The sequence below is a fragment of the Devosia sp. genome, from assembly GCF_039927955.1.
Classification (GTDB): Bacteria; Pseudomonadota; Alphaproteobacteria; order Rhizobiales; family Devosiaceae; genus Devosia.
Genome location: NZ_JBDSUA010000013.1, coordinates 1 through 24,393, shown reverse-complemented (window position 1 = coordinate 24,393; position 24,393 = coordinate 1). Strand labels below are relative to the sequence as shown.

22 protein-coding genes are annotated in these 24,393 nt (G+C 61.6%); 10 read left to right on the top strand and 12 right to left on the bottom strand.

Features of this window, described 5'->3' with window-relative positions:
- Positions 1–84: 84 nt before the first annotated feature.
- Positions 85–1,035: a DMT family transporter gene (locus ABIT12_RS05055; protein ID WP_348045261.1), complete on the bottom strand. Its 951-nt coding sequence runs from the start codon at positions 1,033–1,035 to the stop codon at positions 85–87.
- 150 nt (positions 1,036–1,185) lie between these two features.
- Here ABIT12_RS05055 and ABIT12_RS05050 point away from each other — a divergent pair, with 150 nt between their 5' ends.
- Complete coding sequence (locus tag ABIT12_RS05050; RefSeq protein WP_348045259.1) at positions 1,186–1,542, top strand: DUF305 domain-containing protein; 357 nt, start codon at positions 1,186–1,188, stop codon at positions 1,540–1,542.
- 261 nt (positions 1,543–1,803) lie between these two features.
- Here the strand turns inward: ABIT12_RS05050 and ABIT12_RS05045 are convergent, their stop codons facing one another.
- Genes ABIT12_RS05045 through ABIT12_RS05035 form a run of 3 tightly spaced genes read right to left on the bottom strand, consistent with a single transcriptional unit; the run spans position 1,804 to position 4,710 of the window.
- Positions 1,804–2,007: a heavy-metal-associated domain-containing protein gene (locus tag ABIT12_RS05045; RefSeq protein WP_348045258.1), complete on the bottom strand. Its 204-nt coding sequence runs from the start codon at positions 2,005–2,007 to the stop codon at positions 1,804–1,806.
- Positions 1,997–2,416 (bottom strand): Cu(I)-responsive transcriptional regulator, encoded by a 420-nt coding sequence (gene cueR, locus ABIT12_RS05040; RefSeq protein WP_348045256.1) that lies wholly within the window; start codon positions 2,414–2,416, stop codon positions 1,997–1,999. The genes ABIT12_RS05045 and cueR overlap by 11 nt, the downstream gene beginning before the upstream one ends.
- A complete protein-coding gene (locus ABIT12_RS05035) occupies positions 2,413–4,710 on the bottom strand; it encodes a heavy metal translocating P-type ATPase (protein ID WP_348045255.1) in 2,298 nt (765 codons plus the stop codon). The genes cueR and ABIT12_RS05035 overlap by 4 nt, the downstream gene beginning before the upstream one ends.
- A gap of 170 nt (positions 4,711–4,880) precedes the next feature.
- On the opposite strand from ABIT12_RS05035, the gene ABIT12_RS05030 reads away from it, so the two are divergent.
- On the top strand, positions 4,881–5,024 hold the full coding sequence (locus ABIT12_RS05030) for a DUF1127 domain-containing protein (protein ID WP_348045253.1): 144 nt from the start codon (positions 4,881–4,883) through the stop codon (positions 5,022–5,024).
- 68 nt (positions 5,025–5,092) lie between these two features.
- Here the strand turns inward: ABIT12_RS05030 and ybaK are convergent, their stop codons facing one another.
- Both ybaK and ABIT12_RS05020 read right to left on the bottom strand, forming a co-directional pair.
- Entirely contained in the window at positions 5,093–5,566 is a 474-nt protein-coding gene (gene ybaK, locus ABIT12_RS05025) for a Cys-tRNA(Pro) deacylase (protein ID WP_348045251.1), read from the bottom strand.
- A 37-nt stretch (positions 5,567–5,603) separates the two neighbouring features.
- Complete coding sequence (locus ABIT12_RS05020; RefSeq protein WP_348045249.1) at positions 5,604–5,777, bottom strand: hypothetical protein; 174 nt, start codon at positions 5,775–5,777, stop codon at positions 5,604–5,606.
- Between the two features lie 118 nt (positions 5,778–5,895).
- Here ABIT12_RS05020 and ABIT12_RS05015 point away from each other — a divergent pair, with 118 nt between their 5' ends.
- On the top strand, positions 5,896–6,795 hold the full coding sequence (locus ABIT12_RS05015; RefSeq protein ID WP_348045277.1) for a LysR substrate-binding domain-containing protein: 900 nt from the start codon (positions 5,896–5,898) through the stop codon (positions 6,793–6,795).
- A gap of 269 nt (positions 6,796–7,064) precedes the next feature.
- Here the strand turns inward: ABIT12_RS05015 and rhaI are convergent, their stop codons facing one another.
- Together rhaI and ABIT12_RS05005 are read right to left on the bottom strand one after the other, a co-directional pair.
- Complete coding sequence (gene rhaI / locus ABIT12_RS05010) at positions 7,065–8,354, bottom strand: L-rhamnose catabolism isomerase (protein WP_348045247.1); 1,290 nt, start codon at positions 8,352–8,354, stop codon at positions 7,065–7,067.
- A 143-nt stretch (positions 8,355–8,497) separates the two neighbouring features.
- Positions 8,498–10,597: a bifunctional rhamnulose-1-phosphate aldolase/short-chain dehydrogenase gene (locus tag ABIT12_RS05005; RefSeq protein ID WP_348045245.1), complete on the bottom strand. Its 2,100-nt coding sequence runs from the start codon at positions 10,595–10,597 to the stop codon at positions 8,498–8,500.
- Positions 10,598–10,775: 178 nt separating this feature from the next.
- Between ABIT12_RS05005 and ABIT12_RS05000 the strand changes: the two genes are divergently transcribed.
- The 5 genes from ABIT12_RS05000 (at position 10,776) to ABIT12_RS04980 (ending at position 16,288) form a co-directional block, all read left to right on the top strand.
- On the top strand, positions 10,776–11,582 hold the full coding sequence (locus ABIT12_RS05000; RefSeq protein ID WP_348045244.1) for a DeoR/GlpR family DNA-binding transcription regulator: 807 nt from the start codon (positions 10,776–10,778) through the stop codon (positions 11,580–11,582).
- Positions 11,583–11,617: 35 nt separating this feature from the next.
- A complete protein-coding gene (gene rhaS, locus ABIT12_RS04995; RefSeq protein ID WP_348045243.1) occupies positions 11,618–12,607 on the top strand; it encodes a rhamnose ABC transporter substrate-binding protein in 990 nt (329 codons plus the stop codon).
- 209 nt (positions 12,608–12,816) lie between these two features.
- Positions 12,817–14,322, top strand: coding sequence for a sugar ABC transporter ATP-binding protein (locus tag ABIT12_RS04990; protein WP_348045241.1), 1,506 nt, complete (start codon positions 12,817–12,819; stop codon positions 14,320–14,322).
- Positions 14,319–15,293 carry an ABC transporter permease gene (locus ABIT12_RS04985; protein WP_348045239.1) on the top strand — a complete coding sequence of 325 codons (975 nt, stop codon included), beginning with the start codon at positions 14,319–14,321 and terminating at the stop codon, positions 15,291–15,293. Before ABIT12_RS04990 ends, ABIT12_RS04985 begins: the two co-directional genes overlap by 4 nt.
- Positions 15,290–16,288, top strand: coding sequence for an ABC transporter permease (locus ABIT12_RS04980; RefSeq protein ID WP_348045238.1), 999 nt, complete (start codon positions 15,290–15,292; stop codon positions 16,286–16,288). The genes ABIT12_RS04985 and ABIT12_RS04980 overlap by 4 nt, the downstream gene beginning before the upstream one ends.
- A gap of 108 nt (positions 16,289–16,396) precedes the next feature.
- Here ABIT12_RS04980 and ABIT12_RS04975 read toward each other — a convergent pair whose 3' ends face one another.
- The 4 genes from ABIT12_RS04975 to ABIT12_RS04960 all read right to left on the bottom strand — a co-directional run bounded on the left by ABIT12_RS04975 (position 16,397) and on the right by ABIT12_RS04960 (position 21,719).
- Positions 16,397–17,656 carry a DUF3422 domain-containing protein gene (locus ABIT12_RS04975; protein WP_348045236.1) on the bottom strand — a complete coding sequence of 420 codons (1,260 nt, stop codon included), beginning with the start codon at positions 17,654–17,656 and terminating at the stop codon, positions 16,397–16,399.
- Between the two features lie 84 nt (positions 17,657–17,740).
- Complete coding sequence (locus ABIT12_RS04970; RefSeq protein ID WP_348045234.1) at positions 17,741–18,319, bottom strand: shikimate kinase; 579 nt, start codon at positions 18,317–18,319, stop codon at positions 17,741–17,743.
- 110 nt (positions 18,320–18,429) lie between these two features.
- The gene (locus ABIT12_RS04965; RefSeq protein ID WP_348045232.1) at positions 18,430–20,424 is read right to left on the bottom strand and encodes a methyl-accepting chemotaxis protein; all 1,995 of its coding nucleotides are present in this window, start codon (positions 20,422–20,424) and stop codon (positions 18,430–18,432) included.
- A 68-nt stretch (positions 20,425–20,492) separates the two neighbouring features.
- Positions 20,493–21,719: a LysR family transcriptional regulator gene (locus tag ABIT12_RS04960; RefSeq protein ID WP_348045230.1), complete on the bottom strand. Its 1,227-nt coding sequence runs from the start codon at positions 21,717–21,719 to the stop codon at positions 20,493–20,495.
- 120 nt (positions 21,720–21,839) lie between these two features.
- Between ABIT12_RS04960 and ABIT12_RS04955 the strand changes: the two genes are divergently transcribed.
- Both ABIT12_RS04955 and ABIT12_RS04950 read left to right on the top strand, forming a co-directional pair.
- Positions 21,840–23,384: an aromatic amino acid ammonia-lyase gene (locus ABIT12_RS04955; RefSeq protein WP_407065590.1), complete on the top strand. Its 1,545-nt coding sequence runs from the start codon at positions 21,840–21,842 to the stop codon at positions 23,382–23,384.
- Positions 23,385–23,467: 83 nt separating this feature from the next.
- The gene (locus tag ABIT12_RS04950; protein ID WP_348045226.1) at positions 23,468–24,388 is read left to right on the top strand and encodes an ABC transporter substrate-binding protein; all 921 of its coding nucleotides are present in this window, start codon (positions 23,468–23,470) and stop codon (positions 24,386–24,388) included.
- The last annotated feature ends 5 nt before the right edge of the window (positions 24,389–24,393 follow it).

Here is a 24,393-nt window from a genome sequence, read left to right as displayed (position 1 = left end):
TTTGCTGGCGCCCCATGGCAAGCTAAAATCGACCCACCGATTGGAAGTGCATTGGTTTTACGCACAAGTGTGGCGCGACGGTGCCTATGCGACCGGCGCCGTCACCGCATTTGCCCGCTGTCGTGCCAACCCCAACTGATGCTCGCGCAGGATGATGAAAATCCCGGCCCCCACCACGATCAGCCCGCCAATCAGCATCTGCATGGTCGGCACATCGCCAAACAGCAGGTAACCGACGGCCAGCCCGATCAGCATCGAGGTGTACTCAAACGGCGCAATTACCGACATGTCGGCATGGCGATAGCTCTCCGTCATCAGAATTTGGGCCACCCCGCCGGCAAGTCCCGCGCTGATTAACAGCAGCACCTGGGTCGGCGTCGGCATGACCCAGCCAAATGGGATGGTCAGCAGCGACCACAGGCTGCCAACAATAAAGAAGTAGATCACGATGGTGCCCGATTTCTCGGTCTGCACCAGATTGCGCACCTGCATCATCGCCGCCGCCGCCAGCGCCGCAGCCGCGAGTGCTGCTATTGCGCCGCCGGTCGCGCCCGTCAGGTTGGCGCCGCCACTGAACACGGTCAGCCTTGGCCACAGGATGACCAGGACCCCGACCAGACCGACAACCACCGCCGCCCAACGATAGGCCCGCACGTGCTCATGCAGCAGCAGTGCGCTGAAAATCACGATGATCAGCGGCGACGCGTAGCCAATGGTGATCGATTCCGGCAGCGGCAATTGCGTCAGGCCATAAAACCCCAACCCCATCGAGGCGACGCCCACCGTGCCGCGCCAGATATGGCCAAACGGCCGCTTGGTCTTGAACCCCGAACGGAGCTCACCGCGCAGGAAAAATAGCACCAGCACCGGAATGATGGCGAAGGTCGAGCGGAAGAACACCAGCTCGCCCGCCGGAATACCCTGCGCTGCCTTGAGCAGGCTGGACATGGCGACAAACACGCAGACCGACGCCACCTTCAGACTAATCCCCAAAACGGGATTATCGCCGGTGCCAGCGGGTTCGGAATTGGACACAGTATGACCTTCGGGAAATCAACGCGGCGGGAACGATTTCCCTTTTAGGCTTCCTGCGACAATTGGCAAATCCCTTCCGGCACGCCCGGGCTTGACCTTCCCATCTGGCAGGCGGGCGAGGTGGTTCGAAGATGATTCAAGGAGACTGAAATGCGTGTTCTGCCAATTGCTCTTGCCATAGCCGCCCTGATGTCGATGCCAGCTCTGGCCCAGATGAAGATGAGCCAGGACGCCATGGCCATGCCGGGCGATGCACCATCGACCACCGCCTTCAAGGCGGCGAACGACACCATGCACATAGGCATGGACATTGAATTTTCCGGCGATACCGATGTCGACTTCGTGCGCGGAATGATCGCCCACCATCAGGGCGCCATCGATATGGCCAAGGTCGAACTGCAATTCGGCAAGGACGATGAAATCCGCACCCTGGCCGAGGGCATCATCAAGGCCCAGGAAGCCGAAATCGCCCAGATGCAGGCGTGGTTGGGCAAGCACGGGGGATAATTTGCCGCCACCTTTGATCTCTCCCCAAAAAGGGGACTGTTTACCTGGGACTTCTCTACGTCTGCCGAGCCAGCGTACCCCCACCCCTGTCCCCTCCCCACAAGGGGGAGGGAGACCCGACTGTTGGTTCGGTTCTTGCGGAAAATCGGTAGTCGACACTCTCCCCTTGTGGGGAGGGATCAAGGGTGGGGGTAGGTGAGCCTCAATATCGGGCTCTCGCCACCCCGTACCAACCTCCCCCACCAATCCGTGCAGAACCACCTAAGCCGGTTCAGGTGTATATCCGGCTTCGCGAATAGCCTCTGCGGCCACCACGGCATCCCCATTGACCCGAACCTTGTGGCTCGCCAGATCGATCTCGACCGCTGCGCCGGGCAAAGCCTCGTTCAACGCCCTGGTGAGCGTGCCGACGCAGTGGCTGCAGGTCATGTCGTTGACTGTAAAAGTGCTCGGTTCAGTGCTCATGCTGTTTATCCTTTGAATGGGTGGCGCCAGCCAGATCGTCAAGGATCGGGCAGTCCGGTCTTTCGTCGCCGCCGCAGCAATGGGCCAGGTGCTTCAGCGTTTGCACCATGCCTTGCAGATCGGCGATCTTGTCTTCCAGCGCGTCGATATGGCCCAACGCGATCTGCTTGACCTCGCCGCTGGCGCGCTGCTTGTCCTTCCACAGTGCCAGCAGCGCTGCGGTTTCATCCACTGAAAACCCCAGCGTGCGCGAGCGTTTGACGAAGCGCAGCGTGTGTACTTCGGTATCGGAATAGACCCGATAATTGCTTTCTGTACGCTTGGGCGCGCCGATCAGGCCGATGGATTCGTAATAACGGATCATCTTGGCCGAAACGCCCGAAGCGTTGGATGCTTCCCCGATATTCATCGTGCGTCTCCAATTTTTGCCGGCGCAATGGCGCGCAGGCGTTGCGCATTGGCGATAACGAAGACGCTGGACAGTGCCATCGCCCCCGCTCCGATCATCGGCGACAGCAGGATGCCGAACGCCGGATACAGCGCCCCCGCCGCCAGGGGGATAAGCAACGCATTGTAGCCAAAGGCCCAGAACAGGTTCTGGCCAATATTGCCCATGGTCGCCTTGCTGACATCGAGCGCGTTGAGCACGCCCTTCAACTCGCCGCCAAGCAGCACCACGTCGGCACTTTCGATGGCGGCATCTGTCCCGGTGCCAACGGCAATACCCACATCCGCCTCGGCCAAAGCCGGCGCATCGTTGATGCCATCGCCGACAAACGCCACCAGGCGCCCACCCTGCCGCAGTGACTTGATTGCCTCGAACTTGCCCGCCGGCAGCACTTCGGCCAGCACCTCATCAATGCCCAGTTCACGGGCGATGGCGTTGGCGGTGCGGGCATTATCGCCCGAAATCATCGCCGTCTTCAGCCCGCGGGCATGCAGCGCCACAATCGCGGCCTTGCTGCCAGCCTTGATCTTGTCGGCAACCACGATTGCTGCAGCGACGTGCCCATCAACCGAAACGAATACCGGCGTTTTGCCAGCGTCGGCCAGCCGTTCGATATCTTTGGCGAAGTCGGCAAGGTCTTCGGCGGCAAACTGGCGCGCGGCGCCGATAACCACCGAGCGACCATCGGCAATGGCGCTTACGCCATGTCCGGGAAGCGCCTTGAAATCGCCGACAGTCCCCAATGCCAGTCCACGCGCCGTGGCGGCCGCGACAATCGCCCCGGCAATCGGGTGTTCCGAATTTGTTTCCACTGCTGCTGCCAGCGCCAGAACCTCGTCATGCTCGAAATCATCATCGAGAATCAGGTCGGTCAGTTCCGGCTTGCCTTCGGTAAGCGTGCCGGTCTTGTCGAATGCGACAACACTAACCCCTTGCAATTGCTGCAAGGCCTCGCTTTTACGGAACAGCACGCCCAGTTCTGCGGCCCGTCCGGTGCCGACCATGATCGATATCGGTGTGGCCAGCCCCATGGCGCAAGGGCAGGCGATGATCAGCACGGCGACAGCATTGATTAATCCATAGGTGGCCGACGGGGAGGGGCCCCAGACCAGCCAGACGAGGAACGTGGCCACAGCGACGGCCATGACGGCCGGGACAAACCAGCCTGTGACCTTGTCGACCAGCAACTGGATCGGCAGCTTGCCCGCCTGCGCATCCTCGACTAGCCGGATGATCTGGGCCAGCATCGTGTCGGCGCCAATCTTGGTGGCGCGCACTTTCAGGCTGCCATTGGTGTTGAGCGTGCCGCCGATAACTGCCGCGCCCACGGCTTTTTCCACGGGTGCCGCTTCGCCCGAAATCATTGCTTCGTTGACGTAGGATGCACCGTCGATCACTTCGCCATCGGTGGCGATTTTTTCCCCTGGGCGCACCAGAATGATGTCGCCGACCTGAACCTCGGCAATCGGCACATCGACGGTCTGCCCATTGCGCTCGACGCGCGCCGATTTGGCCTGTTCACCGGCAAGATGCCGGATCGCCTCGTTGCTGCGCCCTTTCGCCAGCGCTTCCAGCAGCCGACCAACCAGGATCAGCGTCACGATGACGGCGGCGGCTTCATAATAGACATAGCGCGCCTCTGCCGGCAGCAGAGCCGGGGCAAAGGTGACGACCACGGAATAGAGATAGGCGGCGCCGGCACCCAGCGCGACCAGCGAATTCATCTCCGGCCCGCCGCGCAGCAGTGCTGCAATGCCGATCTTGAAGAAGCGCCAGCCGGGCACGAACAGCACCACGCTCGTGACCATAAAATAGGCCACGTACAGGGCCTGCTGCGGCACCAGGCCGAGCAGCCACATGTGGAACGGCATGAAGAAGTGGCTGCCCATTTCCAGCACAAACAGCGGCAGCGTCAGCGCGGCTGCGATCATGACGTCACGCTTCAGCACATTGGCATCTTCATCGTGGTGATGGTGGCTGTGATCGCGCGGCGCGTGCTCCTCGATGCGCGTGCCGGAATAGCCCGCTTTTTCAATGGCTTTGAGCAAGGCGTCGATATTGCCGGTGTCAGCCAATTGCACGGTGGCGCGTTCGGTCGCCAGATTGACCGCTGCGGTGGTGACCGACGGCACTTTAAGCAAGGCCTTTTCCACCCGCGAAACGCAGGAGGCGCAGGTCATTCCTTGAATGTCGATGGAAACGGGACGGGTCTTGAGCGCGGCTTCGGTCATGGCGGTTACCTCTTCCCAATCCATATAGAGGTTCCCATCATGGGAAGGTCAAGGCCGCGACATAAACTCTTTGTTAACCTAATCCCGGGTGTTCGAGCATTCGCAGAATGCATGGCTGAAGCGCGGATTCAATGACTACTGCGCGGCGGGGGATAGGACTAGATATTGAGCATCGAAAGAAGGGGAATACAGAAATGAACATCCGTCAGAAGCTTGCACAGTTCGCCCAGTATCAGCAGACAGTTCGTGAGCTCAGCGCTCTCGATACGCGCCAGCTGAACGATCTCGGGATTGCCCGTGGCGATATCAAGGCTCTGGCTCGCGCCAAGGCTTACTAAGCCTTAGCCAGCCTGAACGATCCGGTAAGATGAAGGCGCTCCACAGGGCGCCTTTTGTCTTTTCTGGATCAGCGGATCAGATCCGCGGTCCTGGCGCCCAGCGCTTTTTGGGCATCCTCCGGCTTCAGCCGTACTTGCAGCCCGCGCTGCCCGCCGTTCATGAACACCTCATCCTCCAATAATGCCATCTCCTCGATGGCCGTGGGCACAATGCGCTTCTGCCCAAAAGGCGAAATGCCGCCAACGCGATAGCCGGTCTGCCGCTCGGCGTCGGCCGGCTTCATCATATGCGCCGACTTGCCGCCAAAGGCTGCCGCCAGCTTCTTCATGTTCACTTCTTCGTCCGATGGCACCACCACGCAGACCGGCTTGCCATCCACCTCCGCCATCAATGTTTTCAACACGATCGACGGCGAAACCCCCATGGCCTCGGCAGCCTGCAATCCAACGCGGTCGGCGTCCGGATCATAGTCATAGGTTGCCAGCGCGAACGGCACGCCGGATTGGGTCAGGGCAAGAGTGGCGGGGGTGGTCTTGGACATGGATTGGTTTTAGCCAATCCATGCGGTGGTTCAAGCGCTACAACGTTAACGTTTCGATACCCAAGTCGCGCTTGAAGGTAGCGGATGCGGTGCGCAGGTCAATCGTCGCCCGGCGTTGCCTTGAGCTTGGACGGCTTGCCAACCAGCGGCGCAAGCGGGCGAAAAAGCCGGGCCGGCAGGTCTGTTCTGTGGCGATTGCTGTATCGGTCATAACCCTAACGATCCTTATGCAGGATCGCCTCTGTTTTGCTGTGAGGGGAGGATAGGCCCGCCAATGCTGGCAATCCAATCGAACCTTCGCTATCATGCATAAGCTGGAGTTATGTATGATGGGCAGTCCGCTACCACCTCTGACCGCCATCCGGGCCTTTGAAGCTGCCGCACGGCACCTGAGTTTTACCAAGGCGGGCGACGAATTGGGGATGACCCAGGCTGCCGTCAGCTATCAGATCAAACTGCTGGAAGAACGGGTCGGCGCACCGCTGTTTCTGCGGCGCCCACGACAGGTGGCGCTGAGCGAGGCGGGGGCGAAGCTGGCCCCGCCGATTCGGCAAGCCTTTGAAATCATGCGCGAATCGTTTGCAGACACGCGCGGCAATATCGACGGACTGCTGAGCATCACCACCGTGCCCACGTTTGCCAGCAACTGGCTGGCGCAAAATCTGGGGCTGTTCCAGATCGCCCATCCCGATATCGCGGTCCGCCTCGACAGCACCAGCGACCTGGTGGACCTGCTCAATGACGAATTCGACATCGGCATCCGCACCATGGCCAGACCGACGCCGGGACTGGTCGAGCATCTGCTGGTCAAGGCGGACTTTTCGCCGCTGCTGAGCCCGGAACTGGCGGCGAGTATCGGTGGGGTCAAGTCCCCGGAAGATCTATTGAAATTGCCGATCCTCGATCCGCAGGACGAGTGGTTCGAGCAGTGGTTTGCCCAGGCGGGCGTGCCCGGCTATTCCACCGCCGGGCGGCCCGTGAGCCAGATGGGACTGCAAAGCCTTTTGGGAACGGCGGCCATGGCCGGGCGAGGTGTGGCCATGCTGACGCCGGCGTTTTTCCATCAGGAAATCGCTATGGGAAGGCTGCTGCAGCCATTTCCGCTGCTGGCTTCGGCCGGGCGGGGTTACTATCTGGTCTATCCGGAGAGCCGTCGCAATTCAGCAAAAATCCGGGCGTTCAGGGATTGGATTTTGCCGGCGACTGTCTTCATGCGACCACAGGAATGAGGGGATTGTGACCAAGGGTTGTGGACAAGGTATGCGGTGAGTGCATGACTGGGCTGTCGCCTTGGTAGCCATTAAGGCTTTCTCGCCTTCTCCTCTTGCGGGAGAAGGAGCTCCCACGGATCGCGTCGTGCCCGAGGGCAGGCTCCGGGCGGATGAGGGGGTCTCTTCACTCGCTCTATGCGGGAGCAACCCCTCACCCTGGAATTCTGCTGGACGCAGAATTTCTGTCCCTCTCCCGCAAGGGGAGAGGGTAAAGCAGGATAGTTGCCTCAGACGATGCCACCCGAGCCGCCGATGACTGCCGGACGAATACCCGCGACTTTCTGGCGATATCCGGCGGCGCGGTAGGCGGCGACCGGGTCGATGGCGCCGTTGGCTTCGACGCGGGCCATGGCCAGGATCGGTTCGACATCGGTGCGGAACGCCTGCTTCAGCGTCTGGGTGGCCGAGAGGGCGTCGTTATTCTGCTGGAAGCCTTCAAGGGCCTTGCGGTCAACGATCAGCGACTGGGCGTAGGCGCGCTGCACTTCGGTGGCCGAGAGCATCAGCGACTCGATCGGGTCGGTGACGTTGTGGCTCTGGTCCAGCATATGGGCCGGGTGGAAATCGTCGAGCCGGTTTTCGGCATCGACCAGTTCGTTGAACACCAGGAACAGGCGGTAGGGGTCGATCGAGCCGGCGTCGAGGTCGTCGTCGCCATACTTGCTATCGTTGAAGTGGAAGCCGCCAAGCTTGCCGAACTGGGCAAGGCGGGCAACGATCATTTCGATATTGACGTTGGGCGCATGGTGGCCGAGGTCGACCAGGCAATAGGCCTTGGGGCCGAGTTCCTGGGCGATGATGTAATTGGTGCCCCAATCCTGCACGACGGTCGAATAGAAGGCCGGTTCGTACATCTTGTGCTCGGTAAATATCCGCCAGTCCGCCGGCAACTGGGCGTAAACTTCCTTCATCGCATCGAGATAGTGCTCGAACTGGCGGGTGAAGTTGGTCTGGCCGGGGAAGTTCGAGCCATCGCCGATCCACACGGTCAGCGCCTTGGAGCCGAGGGTCTTGCCGATCTCGATGCACTCGATGTTGTGCTCGATCGCCTGCTGGCGGGTGCCGGCATCGGAGGAACTGAGCGAGCCGAACTTGTAGCTCAGCGGCTGGTCCTTGGCGTCCGAGAAGGTATTGGAATTCATCGCGTCAAAGCCAAGGCCGAAACGGCTTGCCGCCTGCTTGAGGCGATTGGCCTCGGCCTTGTCCCACGGGATATGCAGCGAAACGTTCGGCGTGGCGCGGGTCAACTGCTGGATCACGGCGCAATCTTCGATCTTGTCAAAGATGTCGCGCGGTTCGCCAGCGCCGGGGAACCGGGCAAAGCGGGTGCCGCCAGTACCAACGCCCCACGAGGGCACGGCAACGGTGAAGGCTGCGACCTTGGCCTTGATGGCGTCAATGTCGACGCCGCGCCGGTCGAGCCGTTCCCCAAGGGTATCGTAGTCGACGTTCAGATCGGCGAGGCGCGCTTCGTTGGATTGGTCGACGGCGGATTGGTCGATGATGGTGTCGGTCATGTCAGTGGCTCCCAAGAACCCCCCTCCTGGCCTCCCCCGCAAGGGGGGAGGTGACTGCGGTGGGTGTGGCAACATTGTGCCAGTAACTCGATGTCACCCTCCCCCTTGCAGGGAGGGCCAGGGAGGGGGTCTTCCTTTCGGAATTACCGCGTGAAACTCTGCGCGTTGCCCGCGTCGACGTTGATGATGTTGCCGGTGGATTTGGCCGAGGCCTCCGAGGCGAAGAAGTAGATGGCTTCGGCGATGTCTTCGGGGAACACCGAGCGCTTCAGCAGCGAGCGCTCGCGATACATTTCTTCCAGGCCGTCCTTATCGGTCTTGTAGGTCGATGCACGTTGCTCAAGCCATTCGCCTGCCCAGATCTTTGAACCGCGCAACACAGCATCAGGATTGACGACGTTGACGCGGATCTGTTCGCCTGCGCCCTCAAGCGCGAGGCAGCGGGCCAGATGGATTTCGGCGGCCTTGGCCGTGCAATAGGCAGCGGCATTGGGAGAGGCAGCCAGGCCATTTTTGGAGGCCACGAACACGACGTTGCCGCCGATCTTTTGCTTGCGGAACAGCCGGAAGGCTTCGCGGCTGACCAGGAAATAGCCCGTGGACAGGATGTCCATGTTCTTGTTCCACAGCTCTAGCGTCGTCTCCTCGATCGGGGCCGAGGAGGCAAGGCCGGCATTGGACACCAGAATGTCGATGCCGCCGAACTCGACCACCGCATGGGCGAAGCCGGAAATGACCTGCTCTTCCTTGGTGACGTTAATATTGACCGGGCGCACGAAATCCGCGCCGAACGCCTTGCCCAGTTCATCGTTGGCCGAGGCCAGGGCGGTCTCGTCGATATCGGCGAGCACCACGCAGGCGCCTTCGCGCAGCAGGCGGACGGCGGTGGCCTTGCCGATGCCGCCGGCGCCACCAGTAACCAGAGCGATCTTGCCAGCCAGCGATTTCGGCTTGGGCATGCGCGCCAGTTTGGCTTCCTCGAGCAGCCAGTATTCGATATCGAAGGCTTCCTGTTCGGGCAGGCCGACATAGGTGGAAACGGTCGACGCACCGCGCATGACGTTGATGGCGTTGACGTAGAACTCGCCGGAAATGCGGGCGGTGGCCTTGTCCTTGGCGAAGGTGAACATGCCGACACCGGGCATCAGATAGACCACCGCATTCGGATCGCGCACGGCGGGCGAATTGTCGTGTTTGCAGCGATCATAATACGCCTGATAGTCGACGCGATAGGCGGCGATATCATCCGGGATCTTGGCGATAACCGCATCCACATCGGGATTGGCCGGATCAAATTCGATCACCAGCGGGCGGATCTTGGTGCGCAGGAAATGGTCAGGGCAGGACGTGCCCAAAGCTGCGAGAGGCCGCAGGTTGTTGGAATTGACGAATTCCAGCACCGCCGGACTATCGTCGAAATGGCCCAGTTTGTGGCTATCCGCCGAGATCAGGCCGCGAATTTTCGGCATCAGCTTGGCAGCGATGGCGCGCCGGTCCTCGGGGGCCAGCGATTTGACCGCTTCGCCGCCAAAAATCGTCTTGCCTTCGGTTTTCTGCTCAAACCACTCAATGGCCTGATTGATGATAGCGATGGTGGTTTCGTAGCATTGCTTGGGCGTATCGCCCCAGGTGAACAGGCCGTGGGACTCCAGGATCAGGCCCTTGGCGTTGGGATGCTCTTCGCAATATTTGCCCAGCCACAGGCCGAGCTCGAAGCCCGGCTTTTTCCACGGCAACCAGCCGATGCTGTCCCCGAAAATCTGCTGGGTCAGTTCTTTGGAATTGACCGAAGCGGCAATGGCGATGATGGCGTCGGGGTGCATGTGATCCACATAGGGGTGGTTCACATAGGCATGCAGCGGGGTATCGATCGAAGCGGCGCGCGGGTTGAGATTGAAAGTCGCATGGGGCAGATAGCCGACCATTTCGTCTTCAAATTCAACACCGCGATAGAGATTCTTGAGGGCGCGGAGCTTTTCCATGTAGAGCGTCGAGAAGCCATCGAGCTTGATCGAGGCACTGTCACCACCCGACCCCTTGACCCACAGCACTTCGACGGTTTCCCCGGTCAGTGGGTCTTTCTGCATGATCTTGGACGAGGTATTGCCGCCACCATAATTGGTGACGCGCTTGTCGCTGCCCAGGATATTGGAGCGATAAACCAGACGTTCCGGCTCGCTCATCGCCGCCGCTTTGGCATCGTCCCAAAGGTTCGCGAGGCGCTTCGGCGCGGATGTGGACATAGACCCCTCCCAGAGAAATTACAGACAAATGTTGGCCGGACATGGCCACAAAACCCTAACCGGTGTCAATCACAAACGATCAATATCAATCATAAGGATTGTGTAGCGAGCGGTTTTGCAATTTTTGTGATTGACACTGATTGGAATTGATGGGAGCAAAGGGGCAGGGAGAATTGCCTTGCACGAAACTGAGCGCCATCGGGTCATTCTGGCCGCCGTACAATCACGGCCGGTCGCTACCGTCACCGACCTGGTCGATATGACCGGGACGAGCGAGGCGACGATTCGGCGCGATATTGCGGCGCTGCATGTGCAGGGCCAGTTGCGCCGGGTGCGCGGCGGGGCCGAAGCGGTCAATCCGCCGGAGCAGGGCGGGCTGATGGGGCGGCCATTTTCGGTCAATGAAACCATCAATATGAGTGCCAAGCGCGCCATCGCCCGGGAAGCTGCGGCGCTGTGCAAGGATGGCGAGCCGATCATCATCAATGGCGGCACCACCACCTACCAGATGGTGCATCACCTGACCTCGCGGCGGCTGTCGGTGTTCACCAACAGCTTCGCCATCGCCGAGCACCTGATCCACAATTCGCGCAATTCGGTCGTCATCCCCGGAGGCACGATCTACCGCGAACAAAATGTCATCCTGTCGCCGTTCGGTGGCGTGGTGGCATCGCATTTTTACGCCCGCAAGATGTTCATCGGCTGCCAGGGCATTGGCCAGCACGGTCTGATGGAAGCTGATCCGATGGTCGTACAGTCCGAACTCGGGCTGATCGGTCAGGCCGACGAGCTGATCGTGCTCGCCGATTCATCGAAATTTTCGGGACGTTCGAGCCTCATCCTGTGCGGGCTCGACAAGATCGCCACCGTCATCACCGACGCTGGCATACGTGACGAAGACCGCCAGATGCTGGAAAAGGCAAATGTGCGGCTCATCGTGGCGGAGACGAACGCTCTGGCTGACCGCCAACAGACGGTGGCCTGAGTTCAACGCATAACCATCCCAGGGAGGGATCTACAATGAAGCTGCTCAAGACTCTTGCCGTCACCACCGCGCTCGCCGCCGTGCTGATGTCCGTGCCGGCCTATGCCCAGACCAAGATCGCGCTCGTGGTCAAGTCGCTCGGCAATGGCTTCTTTGACGCCGCCCACAAGGGTGCCGACGAAGCCGCCAAGGAACTCGGCGACGTCGAAGTGATCTATACCGGCCCGACCACGGCAACTGCCGAAGCCCAGATCGAAGTCATCAACGCGCTGATCGCCCAGCAGGTTGACGCCATCGCCATCTCGGCCAACGATCCGGACGCGCTGGTGCCAGTGCTCAAGAAGGCCGCCGAACGCGGCATCAAGGTGATCTCGTGGGATTCGGGCGTTGCTCCCGAAGGCCGCCTGCTGCACCTCAATCCGTCTGAAACCGGCCTGATCGGCTCGACTATCATCAAGCTGGCGGCCGATTACCTGCCAGATGGCGGCGACGTGGCAATCCTGTCCGCATCCTCGACTGCAACCAACCAGAACGCCTGGATCGAAGCGGCCAAGAAGGTGCTGCCGACCGACTTCCCCAAGATCAACCTGGTCGCCACCGTTTATGGCGACGATGACTCGGTCAAGTCGACCGACGAAGCCAAGGGCCTGATCGCAGCCTATCCCAACCTCAAGGCCATTATTGCTCCGACCACCGTCGGCGTCGTGGCTGCGGCTCAGGTCGTGACCGACATGGGCCTGATCGGCAAGATCAACGTCACCGGGCTGGCGCTGCCATCCGAGTTCAAGAAGTTCATCGACAACGGTTCGAGCCAGGCCGTGGCGCTGTGGAACCCGATCGATCTGGGCTACTCGGCGGTGTATCTGGCCAACGATCTGGTCAAGGGCGGCGAAGCCAAGCCAGGCGCCAAGCTGTCGATCGGCCGCATGGGTGAAATCACTCTCGACGACACCAACTCGGCCGCAATGGCCCCTCCGTTCACCTTCGACAAGTCCAATATCGAAGAATTCTCGAAGATCTACTAAAGCCTGAAGGCCCGGCGCTTTGGTGCCGGGCCTTCACCTGGACTTGCCACGATTTGGCCTGGTCACCGGACGGCACCTCCCCCTCGACGGGGGAGGTTGGGAGGGGGTGCGGGAGCCCGGATATCTGAGTAACCGCCCCCCTCCCTGACCCTCCCCGCAAGGGGGAGGGTGACGACTGGGCTATCCAGCTAGAAGAGACCAAAGCCCCCATGACCGAACCCATCCTCACCCTTTCCGGTATCACCAAGACCTTTCCCGGCGTTCGGGCGCTGCACAATGTTGCGTTGGAGCTGTTTCCTGGCCAGGTGACGGCGCTGATCGGGGAAAATGGTGCCGGCAAATCGACGCTGGTCAAGGTGATGACCGGCATCTACCAGCCCGATGCCGGCCAGATCACCGTCGGCGGCGAGCCGGTGAGCCTTCCCACCGCCCATGCGGCATTTGCGGCAGGCGTCACCGCGATCCATCAGGAAACCGTGCTGTTCGACGAACTGACGGTGGCCGAAAACATCTATCTCGGCCATGCCCCGCGCAATCGCTTCGGGCTGATCGACTGGACCACCATGCGCAACGAGGCGCGTCTGACTTTGGAGTCGATGGCCGCCGGGATTGATCCCGATATCAAGCTCAAGGAATTGGGCATTGCCAAAAAGCATCTGGTGGCGGTGGCCCGGGCGCTCTCCATCGACGCGCAGATCGTGATCATGGATGAGCCGACCGCCGCGCTGAGCCAGAAGGAAATCGAAGAGCTTTACGTTTTGATCGAACTGCTCAAGCAGGACGGCAAGGCGATCCTGTTCATCAGCCACAAGTTCGATGAAATCTACCGGATCGCCGACCGCTACACCGTGTTCCGCGATGGCGAGATGGTGGGTGCTGGATTGATCAAGGACACCACCCAGAACCAGATCGTGCAGATGATGGTGGGCCGTTCGGTCGATCACATCTTCCCGGCACGCACAGCGCAGATCGGTGATGTGGTGCTGGAGGCCAAGGGGCTGTCGCATCCGACCGAGTTCGATGATGTGTCGTTTGCGGTGCGCAAGGGCGAGATTTTGGGGTTTTACGGACTGGTTGGTGCCGGACGCTCCGAGGTAATGCAGGCGGTGTTCGGCATGACCCAGACTTCAGGCGGCACCATCGTGCTCGATGGCAAGACCATTGCCTCCAAATCTGCCGCCGATGCGGTGGAAGCGGGCATCGTCTATGTGCCCGAAGAACGCGGCAAGCAGGGCGTGATCACCAGCCAGCCGATTTTCAAGAACGTCTCGCTACCGTCGCTGAAAAAGACCGGCAAATCCGGGTTTCTGCGCATGGCCGAGGAATTCGCGCTGGCGCGCACCTACACCGAGCGGCTGGACCTGCGGGCGTCGTCGCTGAGCCAGGATGTGTCGACACTGTCCGGCGGCAATCAACAGAAGGTGGTGATCGCCAAGTGGCTGGCGACCAACCCCAAGGTAATTATCCTCGATGAGCCGACCAAGGGCATCGACATCGGCTCGAAGGCGGCGGTGCATGGCTTCATGGGGGAACTGGTGGCGCAGGGGCTGTCGGTGATCATGGTGTCGTCGGAACTGCCGGAGGTTTTGGGCATGAGCGACCGCATCGTGGTGATGCGCGAAGGCCGGGTGATCGCCACGCTGGACAACAAGGGACTGAAGCCCGAAACGCTGGTGCGCCTTGCTGCCGGTATCGCCGAGGAAGCTGCCGCATGAAAAACCTCCCCAAACACCGCGAAATCTGGCTGGCGCTGGCCATTCTGCTGCTGCTGGTGCTGGTCACCATCCGCTTTCCGCGCTTTGCCCAGCCGGGCAACCTGCTGACCATTTTCAACGACACCTCGATCCTGATGATGCTGGCTTTGGGGCAGATGACCGTGATCCTGACGCGGTCGATTGATTTGAGCATGGCGGCCAATCTGGCGCTGACCGGCATGATCGTGGCGATGGCCAATGCGGCGTTTCCCGGCGTGCCGATCCCGCTGCTGATCGCTGGCTGCGTCGTGGTCGGCGGACTGCTGGGGGCGTTCAACGGCATCCTGGTGTGGAAGCTCAATATTCCACCGATCGTGGTGACGCTGGGCACGCTGACCATCTATCGCGGCCTGATCTTCGTGATTTCGGGCGGCGCCTGGGTCAATGCCGATCAGATGAGCACCGAGTTCGTGCAATTGCAACGCGACGCGTTTCTTGGCCTGCCGATCCTGAGCTGGTTTGCCATTGTAGTAGCGGCGCTGTTTTACCTGCTGATGACGCGGACGCCGCTGGGCCGTTCGCTCTATGCAATCGGGGTTAATCCGACTGCGTCGGTTTATACCGGCATCGATGTGGGGCGGACCAAGTTTTTGGCCTTCGTCATCGCCGGGGCGGTGGCGGGGCTGTGCGGCTATCTGTGGATTTCGCGCTATGTCATCGCCTCGACCGAAGTGGCCGGCGGCTATGAGCTGACGATTATCGCCGCCTGCGTCATCGGCGGCGTGTCAATTGCAGGTGGCATCGGCTCGGTCGTCGGAGCGCTGCTCGGCGCGATCTTCCTCGGCGTGATCAACAACGCGTTGCCGGTGATCAATATCTCGCCGTTCTGGCAGATGGCGATTTCCGGCTGCGCGATCCTGCTGGCCGTGGTGCTCAATGCCCGCGGCGAACGCCGCAAAGGCCGGGTGATTTTGAAGAGGGCAGAGGCATGACCGACACATCCGCCACCCCCCGTCACCTACCCAACCGCCTCGATAATCCGCTGCGCAGCGCGTTGCTGAGCTGGGAGTCGCTGCTGGTCCTCGTGGCGGTTGTCATTTTCATCGTCAATTCGCTGGCCTCGCCGTATTTCCTCAACGCCTATTCGCTCTCCGACCTGACGTTCAATTTCACCGAGAAGGCGCTGATCTCGCTGGCGATGGCGCTGCTGATCATTTCGGGCGAAATCGATCTGTCGGTGGCCGCCATTATAGCGCTGGCATCGACATTGATGGGTTTTGCGCTGCAATATGGCGTCGATACACCGGGCCTCGTGGCCATCGGCATCGGCACCGGCATCGCCTGCGGCGCGGTCAATGGCTTCCTCGTTACCGGGTTGAAGCTGCCGTCGATCGTGGTGACGATCGGTACGATGAGCCTGTTTCGCGGCATCTCCTTCATCATTCTGGGAGACCAGAGCTTCAAGGGCTATCCGCCGAGCTTTTCCTGGTTCGGCCAAGGCTATGTGTGGTGGGTGATCTCGTTCGAACTGGTGCTGTTTCTGGTGATGGCAGCGGTCTATTTCGTGCTGCTGCATCGCACCAATTTCGGTCGCCGCGTCTATGCCATCGGCAACAACGAAACCGCCGCCCTGTTCTCCGGCGTGCGTGTGGCCCGCATCAAGTTCCTGCTGTTCTGCCTGACCGGGGTGATGAGCGGTATTGCCGCAGTGCTGCTCACAGCGCGGCTGGGTTCGACCCGGCCCTCGATTGCCGAGGGTTGGGAGCTGGAGGCCATCACCATCGTGGTGCTGGGTGGTGTCTCGATCCTGGGCGGCGCGGGGTCAATCACCGGCGTGGTCATTGCCGCGTTCATCATGGGGCTGGTGACCTTCGGGCTGGGGCTGCTCAACGTACCGGGCATCGTGATGTCGATCTTCACCGGCGCTTTGCTGGTGATCGTGATCGCACTGCCGATCCTTTACCGGCAGGTGCGCGGCCGCCGCTAGGACCAATCGCCATTCAACCGATGCTGGCCTGAAAATACTGGTTTCCTGTGCTTTCGGTCCTCGAAAACCAGCATTTTCGTCTCATCCTGAGTTGAATGTCGGTCGGTCCTAGGCATCGTGGCCGGCATGCTGATGGCGCACCGCGCGCGCCATCAGCCAGACGACGAGCAGCACCGCTGGCGCTGCCAACGACATCGCCATGGTCTTTTCGAAATGGAACTGTTCGAGCGGACCGGCGAGCAGGTAGCTCAGAATGCCGAGCAGGTAATAGCTGATGGCGATGGTCGACAGGCCCTCGACCGTGCGCTGCAGGCGGAACTGGCTCGTGCCGGTGCGAGCGATGGTTTCGAGCACGGCCTTGTTCTGGATCTGCAGATCGAGCCCTATGCGAACATTGAGCAGGCCGATGGCCCGCTCGATCTTGTCCGCCAGAACCACCAGCCGCTTTTCCATGGCGGTGCAGGTGGCAAGGCCCGGATCGACCCGGTTGGCCACATAGCTGCCAAGGCTTGAGCCAAGTGCGGTCGGCAATTCGCGCAGGCCGGCGAGGCGGGTGCGCAGGATATCGCCATAGGCATGGCCGGCGGCGAAGCGATAGCCCAGCTGTTCGGACAACTGGCCGGAGCGGGTGGAAAGATTGTGCAGCGCGCTCAGCGCGGTCTGTACGCTGTCGGTGGTGGTTGCGTCCGACAGGGTTTCGATCAGTGCGGTTAGCTCAATCTCGCAGGCCCGCAGCTTTGGGCCGAGTTCGCGGGCCAGCGGCAGGCCGAGCAGGGCCATGGTGCGATAGGTTTCGATTTCCAGCAGCCGTCTCGCCACGATGGAGCGGCGCAACGGCGACAGGCCGCCCGCAGCAAACTCGAAGCGGGTGAAGCCATCGGCATCGGGCACGAAATCAGTCACCGCCTGTGCTGTTCCCGCTTCCAGGCTGGCAACGCAAAGGCTCGGGAGTGCGAAGCCCGGCAGGAGCCGCGGCGGCACTGCGCTGTCGCCGATGATGTCGATGCGCATGGCGCCGATCAGTTGGGACTCATCAAGAATGCCCAGCCCGATGCCATTGGGCCAGTTCTGCTTGTCATCGAGCCCTGAGCGCCAGGTGACGGTAATGAATTCGGTGTGAAATTCCCAGGTGACCAGGCGTGTGCCCGCTTCAAAGCTGCGTTGCCGGCTGGTGCCGGCGCTGATCCCTGCGGTGCTGGCGAAATATTCAAAGCGCGCCATCAACCGCGCGGTGGCGCCGGCCACCGGCGGTTGCATCAGGGCAACGCGGCGGATGCGGCAGGGGCCATCGATGATCTCGACGGGGCGCGCATGCACCTCGTCCATGATGGCGCGGCGAAACGGGTGATCCTGCAACGGGGCTGGCACGGTCTGTTCCTCTTGGCTGACGGAGGATAGGTGGGGCGCGCCCGGCGCACCATTGGCCATTCGGGCCAAGACGGAAGGATAAGGCTAGATCGCCGGCTGACCTAGAGCCGCCAGCACCGCAGTCGCCATGTCGGAAACGGGGGACATCGACACCACGAGCATCTCGCCGAGGGGGTAATAGAGCGCGAAGCGCCGACGGAATTTTTCGATTTCGTTTTGCCGCTCGAAACCGAAGCCACGCTGCATCTGGCGTTCGACCACGATGCTGGTGGCCTGGTCGATATCGGGCGAGGGGAGCAGCGTGATGCTGTAGCCGCTTTGCAGCAGCGCCAGATTGTTGGCGTAGAGGCCGGGCGAGGCCAGAAAGCCGGAGGAGGTGGCCAGGATTGCCGCCCGGTCCAGCTCGGCAATCAGCTTGCCAGCCAGTCGCGAATTTTCCGTCGCGTACCAGTCGTAGCCGTGTTCATCGATCAACTGTCCAATGTGGCCAATGCGCGCCATGAACTGGTGATCGAGATCTAGCAGCGTCCGTCCCAGCCGTTCTGCAAGCACCGCACCAAGGGTGGATTTACCGACCCCGCCGGGTCCAATGAGGGAGATCAGCCCCTCACCGGAGAACGGGCGGCGGATGTCGATGCGGGTTGTTGCCGGGTGGACGTCCATATCGAAACGCTAAGCAGGGCGCGGCGATTCCGCCAATGCGTCGCGGTGCCACAAGCAACAAGGCCGGCGAGGTGCCGGCCTTGAACGATCCTGAAAAGTTCTGAGTGCCGTTAGCTGGCGGCACGCATCGGACGGCGCTGCTGGCCGCGCGCGGCATTTTGCGGGGCGGCTTCGAGCTGGAAGACGTCAACGATGCGGTCCAGTTCACCGGCCTGACGTTCGGTCTGCTCGATGGCGGCGTTGATTTCTTCGACCAGCGCGGCGTTGTGCTGGGTCATCTGATCCATCTGGCGCACCGCCGTGTTGACCTCATCAATGGCCGAGGCCTGCTGGCGGCTTTCCTTGGCGATGGAATCCATCAACTGGTTGGACGAGCGGGCGGCGCCCAGCATCTGGGTCAGTTTCTCGGCGGCATTGGCCACGAGGCGCGAGCCGGCACTGACTTCGGTAGCGCTTTGCTCGATCAGCACCTTGACGTCCGAAGAGGCGCTGGCGGCGGATTGGGCGAGGCGCCGCACTTCTACGGCAACCACGGCAAAACCCTTGCCGGCGTCCCCGGCGCGGGCGGCTTCAACCGAAGCGTTCAGCGCCAGCAGATTGGTCTGGAAGGCGATATCGTCGATCAGCCCGATAATGTTGGAGATCTTGCCCGAGGAGGTAGTGATCCGCTCCATTGCCAGATTGGCCTGGCTCATCACTTCGCCGCCCTCTTCGGCCGTGCGGGTGACGCTCTGGGCCACGCCATTGGCTTCCTTGGCGCGTTCGGCGTTCTGCAACACCGTTGCCGCCAACTGCTCCATAGTGGCGGAGGTTTCCTCAATGGTGGCGGCCTGCTTGGTGGTGCGTTCGGACAGGTCGTTGGCGCCGGTGAGGATTTCCCCGGTCGCGGTGCGCAACTGGCGCGAGGTGTCCTGCAATTGCCCGACGATTTCGCCCAGCTTGCCCGCCACTGCATTGGTGTCGGACTGCAATTTGGCGAAGGCGCCTTCATACTGGCCGTCCATGCGCACGCTGAGATCTGCGTGGGCCAGCGCCGACAGCACGTCGCCGGTTTCCTTGAGGCCATTGTCCATGGTCTGCACCAGCTTGTTGACGCCGCGGGCCAGGATGTTGAGTGCCTCGTCGGCAAAGCTGTCATCGACGCGGCGGGAAAAATCGCCGGCGATGCCGGCATCCACCACTTCACCAAAGGCGCGCTGCAGGCTGGCCATCATCTGCTCGCGCTCAACGCGGCGGCCGGTGCTGGCGCGACCCTGTTCCTCGTCGACCTCGATCATGTGGCGGGCATTGTTGCGGAACACTTCGATCGAGCGAGCCATCTTGCCCAGCTCATTGCCATAGCCGGTATAGGGAACGGTGACGTCGAAGCGGTTATTGGCGATTTCGTTCATCACACCCGACAGGCGCGGGATGGGCTTGAGCAACTGGCGCGAGGCCACGACGATGGCAGCACCCAGCGCCAGCATGGCAATGCCGCCGACGACCAGCAGCAGTTGCAGCAGGCTCATCACCGCAGCGGCAGTCTTGGCGGTGGGCGAACCCACCATGATGGCGCCGACGATATCCTTGGAGATGCCCTGGATGGGGTGGAAATAGGTATAGTACGGGCTGCCCAGCACATTGATCTGTCCGCTGAACGGCAGCGCCGTGGAGAGCGCGTCATAAGCGGCGTCGCCGGGGACGATCGTCAGGTCGGTGACCGGGGTGCCATCGGCGGCCTTGAGCGTGGTGGATTTGACTACAAAGGTCTTGGCCTCTTTATCCCACGCGAACACCGCGATGGTATCGCCGGTGACCCGCGCCATGGCATCGACGACCTTGGTGTCGTTGAAGGTCGGCAACTGCCAGGTCTCGATCTTTTGCAGGGTACCATCATCGTTCCAGAACACCTTGGTACCGGAGAGCTGCCCCTGGAAGGCGCTAGTGGCGATGCGGATATTGGAAGCCTGGGCGGCCTGTGCCTGAATCTGTGTCGTTGCCGCCAGATTGATATACATCGCAACCAACACCGCGATGATGGCGGCCGCAATGCCGAACACTGCCAGCGCGATGATGGTGGTGGTCAGCTTGATATTGCCGAACAGGCGGCCAAAGAACCCAGACATTGCAGAAATCTCCCCAGATGCGCGGCGCAGGCGCTCGCACAGATGCGTCAGAGTATTGTGGGTTATGATTAAGGAATTCGCACAATTGGCGGGCTGGCAGCGACGGTATCGTTTCCGGTCGGATGTTTTTTATCCATATCCAAAAGAACAGCGTCGGCGAGGCGCTTCGCTCCCGTCCGGCGAGGCCAGCACAGCCAGAAATTCATGTCGTACTGCTCCGGCAGGCGGGTTTGCACCAGATCGGGCTTGATTCGCGCCAGCGACGCCTGCGGCAGCACCGACAGGAAGCCGTGGTGCAGCACGAGATTGAGAATGACCGGGATGGAGTCGATCTCCACCAGCCGCACCTTGTCGCGCTGCGCTTCGGTGAGCGCCTGCTCGAGATAGGTGTTGATACGCTGGCGCAATCCGCTGCGCGGGGACGGGACCGCGAGCGGGGCAGCAAGCAAAAGCGCCGAGACGAGCGTCTGGCTGGAACTGCGCAGATCGTTGACGCCCACGTCGGCCTCGTCAATCTCGCTGCCACCTACCAGCGCCAGCGCGGTTCTAGCCACTACAACCCCATCGCAGTCGGGCGGCGGGAACTGGGTATCGAGCAGTGCCAGGTCGAACAGGCCGCTCCGCAGGCCGTTGACCAGCTCCTCAGCAGTCGTGGAACTGACAAACAGCGGCACGTCCGGTCGACCGGCGAGCCAGTTGGCGGTGAGATTGGCCAGCAGGCGAGCGATTTCGCTTTCGTAGCCGAGCGGGATCACCGAACCTAGTCGTACGGTGGCGGCGACCTTGCGGAAGCGTTCGCCGGCGGCGCGGGAGATGCGCTGCCAGATTTCGAGCAGGCTCTGGATTTGCGCCGCAACGCGGATGCCGTCGGCGGTGGGCATGGCGCCGTCGGAACTGCGGGTCAGCAATTGGCAATCGAGATTGAATTCGAGTTGAGCGATCTGCCGGGTCAGTTGCGGTTGGCCCAGGCCAATGAGGCGGGCGGCGCGGCGGATGCTGCCCTGCGCCACCACTTGGGAGAAACGCTCCAGCGTTTGCAGCTTGATCGCCGCCGCGCTGCCCAACGCCTTGGCGCGGGCGGCAGCGAGGGCTATATCGGGCATCAACCGTTCGGCTTCCAGCGTCAGGCCAAGGGCCGTACCGGAGCGTTCGACCAGCCGCACCGAGACTTCGTCTTCAAACCGGGCTATCGCTGCCGCAAGGCTGGAAGCCGGTCGATCCAGCGCCCGTGCGGCGCCGCGAATGCTGCGTTCGCGCAGCACGGTATCGACCAAAACCAGGGTTAGCGTATCCATCTGCCCATCCATTGAGCAGGCGGCGCGATAGCCCAAATAGATCGCATAGCCCGTTCACAAATTGGGATATCCCATGTTCGCGTTCTATCCAATAGCGTACCGTAACCTGGGGGCAACTTGATGAACGCCATGAGCGCAATAATCCGGTTGGACGGCAAGCCGCTGAGCTTTGCCGACCTCGCACGGATTGGCGAAGGCATTGCGCCGTTGTCGGCGGATTCTGACGCGCTGGAGCGTGTCGCCATTGCCCGCGACGTGATCGAAACCGCGATCGCAAACGGCCAGCCGGTGTATGGCGCGACCACGGGTGTCGGCGCGATGAAAGACGTGCAATGGTCCCCCGAGGATTATGACGCGTTCAACCTCGGGCTGGTGCGGGCGCATCACTTTGGCACTGGCGAAGCGTTTCCCCTTGAAGTGGTGCGCGGGGCGATGGCCATTCGCGTCAACATGGCGCTGACCGGGCGCGTTGGCTGCACCGTCGATCTGGTCAATATGTACCTGCAATTGCTGTCGGCCGATGTGGTGCCGGTGGTGCGGCGCACTGGCTCGATCGGCTGCGCCGACATTGGCCTGATGGGCCAGATTGGCGCCGTGCTGACTGGCGCAGGCGAAGCGGTATATTCCGGTGAACGGCTGCCGGCGGAAATCGCCCTGGCGCGGGCCGGGCTGAAACCGTTCAAGCTGGCGCCGCGCGATAGCCTGGCCTCGATTTCGACCAATGCGGTGGCCTATGCGGCGGCGGCGCGGGCATTGCGCGATGCGGCGGGTACGGTGCGCGTGCTGCTGGCGACCGGGTTGACCACGGCGGGAGCGCTGGGCGCCTCGCGCGATCCGTGGAAGGCCGTGGCCCATGTCGGCACCGAGCGCGAGGCCAATATAGGCTCGTGGCTGTATTTCAATGCGATGGGCTGGGACTGGCCCAACGCCACCCATATTCAGGACCCGCTAAGCCTGCGCATGATGAGCCAGGTGTTCGCCACCGGCTTTGAAAGCCTGATGGTGGCCGGCAGGACCATTCTGGCCGCGACTGGCCGCACCGACGATAATCCGGTGGTGGCGGGCGGGCAGGTGCTGACCTCGGGCGGATCGCTGCCGCTCGACGTGACGGTGTTCCTGCAGACCGCGCAACTGGGCATGGCTCATATCGCGCGCAATTCGTTCAACCGCTGCGTACTGCTGGGCAATGGCGGGCGGCGCGACCTCCCGGTTAATCTGGTGGCGCCGGGGGCGATCGCCACCGGCTTCGGGCCGATCATCAAGCTGGCGGGCGAACTGTTTGCCCGGGTGCTGTCGCTGTCGAACCCGGTTTCGGCAATGTCGATGGTGGTGGCCGGCGGGCTGGAAGATGAGGCCACGTTCCTGCCGCTGGTGGTGGAACGGTTCGAGCGGCAGGTCGTTGCACTACAGCGACTGGCGGCACTGGAGGGCATTCTGTCGGCGCAGGCGATGGACATTTCCGGCGACCAGCCCGGCAATGTGCCTGGCATCATCTATACACTGGTGCGTCGGCACTGCGCGTTCTACCGTAACGATCGTCCCCTCTCGGCCGAAGTAGAAGCCGTTGAAGGCGCTCTCGGGTCGGACGCGTTGGTGGGAGAACTAATTTCTCACTCGACGATTATGGATTTGGACGAGTTTTTCGCTTTGGGCCCGGTCGCTTAGTAATTCCGGCCCCAACGCAATGCCGACAAGACGTTAGGTTACACCCAACCCGGTTCCTCCCGGGGTAAATCATGGAGAACTCAATGCGCCTCGTTACCAAACTGCTCAGCGCCGCCGCCGTGCTGGCGTTCACCATCACCGCCGCCAGCGCCCAGGTCGTGGTTTCGTCCAAGATCGACACCGAAGGCGGGGTGATCGGCAACATCATCCTGCAGGTGCTCAAGGCCAACGACATTCCGGTGACCGACAAGATCCAGCTCGGCGCCACCCCCATCGTGCGCACGGCCATCACCGCCGGCGAGATCGACATCTACCCCGAATATACCGGCAACGGTGCTTTCTTCCTGACGCAGGAAGCCGGCGCCGATCCGCTGCTGTGGAACGATGCGACCAAGGCCTATGAAGAGGTCAAGAAGCTCGACTACGACCAGAACAAGATCGTCTGGCTGCAGCCATCGCCTGCCAACAACACCTGGGCCGTGGCGATCCGTTCGGATGTTGCGACCGCTAACAACATCAAGACCTTCTCCGATTTCGGCAAATACGTCGCCGGTGGCGGCGCCGTAAAGCTCGCTGCGTCGTCGGAATTCGTTAACTCGCCGGGTGCCCTGCCCAAGTTCGAGGAAGTCTATGGCTTCAAGCTCAATGCCGATCAGCTGATCACCCTGTCGGGTGGTGACACCGCTGCAACCATCGCCGCTGCTGCCCAGCAGACCAACGGCGCCAATGCAGCAATGGTGTATGGCACCGACGGTGGCATTGCGCCTTCGGGCCTGACCGTGCTGGAAGACGACAAGGGCGTGCAGCCGGTTTATCAGCCCGCGCCAATCGTGCGTGAAGCGGTGCTGACCCAGTACCCGCAGATCAAGGACCTGCTGGCGCCCGTGTTTGCCAAGCTCGATCTGGTGACCCTGCAGGACCTCAACGGTCGCGTTCAGGTCGGTGGCGAAGCCGCTGCTGCCGTGGCGACCGACTTCCTGACCAAGAATGGGTTTGTGAAGTAGGGTTT

Bases quoted from the DNA above. Each gene is read 5' to 3' on its own strand.
- ABIT12_RS04950 (WP_348045226.1), top strand. From the start codon at position 23,468: ATGCGCCTCGTTACCAAACTGCTCAGCGCCGCCGCCGTGCTGGCGTTC.
- cueR (WP_348045256.1), bottom strand. From the start codon at position 2,416: ATGAATATCGGGGAAGCATCCAACGCTTCGGGCGTTTCGGCCAAGATG.
- ABIT12_RS04990 (WP_348045241.1), top strand. From the start codon at position 12,817: ATGACCGAACCCATCCTCACCCTTTCCGGTATCACCAAGACCTTTCCC.
- ABIT12_RS05035 (WP_348045255.1), bottom strand. From the start codon at position 4,710: ATGGATTGGGAAGAGGTAACCGCCATGACCGAAGCCGCGCTCAAGACC.
- ABIT12_RS05045 (WP_348045258.1), bottom strand. From the start codon at position 2,007: ATGAGCACTGAACCGAGCACTTTTACAGTCAACGACATGACCTGCAGC.
- ABIT12_RS04965 (WP_348045232.1), bottom strand. From the start codon at position 20,424: ATGTCTGGGTTCTTTGGCCGCCTGTTCGGCAATATCAAGCTGACCACC.
- rhaS (WP_348045243.1), top strand. From the start codon at position 11,618: ATGAAGCTGCTCAAGACTCTTGCCGTCACCACCGCGCTCGCCGCCGTG.
- ABIT12_RS05050 (WP_348045259.1), top strand. From the start codon at position 1,186: ATGCGTGTTCTGCCAATTGCTCTTGCCATAGCCGCCCTGATGTCGATG.
- ybaK (WP_348045251.1), bottom strand. From the start codon at position 5,566: ATGTCCAAGACCACCCCCGCCACTCTTGCCCTGACCCAATCCGGCGTG.
- ABIT12_RS04980 (WP_348045238.1), top strand. From the start codon at position 15,290: ATGACCGACACATCCGCCACCCCCCGTCACCTACCCAACCGCCTCGAT.
- ABIT12_RS04960 (WP_348045230.1), bottom strand. From the start codon at position 21,719: ATGGATACGCTAACCCTGGTTTTGGTCGATACCGTGCTGCGCGAACGC.
- rhaI (WP_348045247.1), bottom strand. From the start codon at position 8,354: ATGACCGACACCATCATCGACCAATCCGCCGTCGACCAATCCAACGAA.
- ABIT12_RS05005 (WP_348045245.1), bottom strand. From the start codon at position 10,597: ATGTCCACATCCGCGCCGAAGCGCCTCGCGAACCTTTGGGACGATGCC.
- ABIT12_RS04955 (WP_407065590.1), top strand. From the start codon at position 21,840: ATGAACGCCATGAGCGCAATAATCCGGTTGGACGGCAAGCCGCTGAGC.
- ABIT12_RS05015 (WP_348045277.1), top strand. From the start codon at position 5,896: ATGGGCAGTCCGCTACCACCTCTGACCGCCATCCGGGCCTTTGAAGCT.
- ABIT12_RS05030 (WP_348045253.1), top strand. From the start codon at position 4,881: ATGAACATCCGTCAGAAGCTTGCACAGTTCGCCCAGTATCAGCAGACA.
- ABIT12_RS04970 (WP_348045234.1), bottom strand. From the start codon at position 18,319: ATGGACGTCCACCCGGCAACAACCCGCATCGACATCCGCCGCCCGTTC.
- ABIT12_RS04985 (WP_348045239.1), top strand. From the start codon at position 14,319: ATGAAAAACCTCCCCAAACACCGCGAAATCTGGCTGGCGCTGGCCATT.
- ABIT12_RS05020 (WP_348045249.1), bottom strand. From the start codon at position 5,777: ATGACCGATACAGCAATCGCCACAGAACAGACCTGCCGGCCCGGCTTT.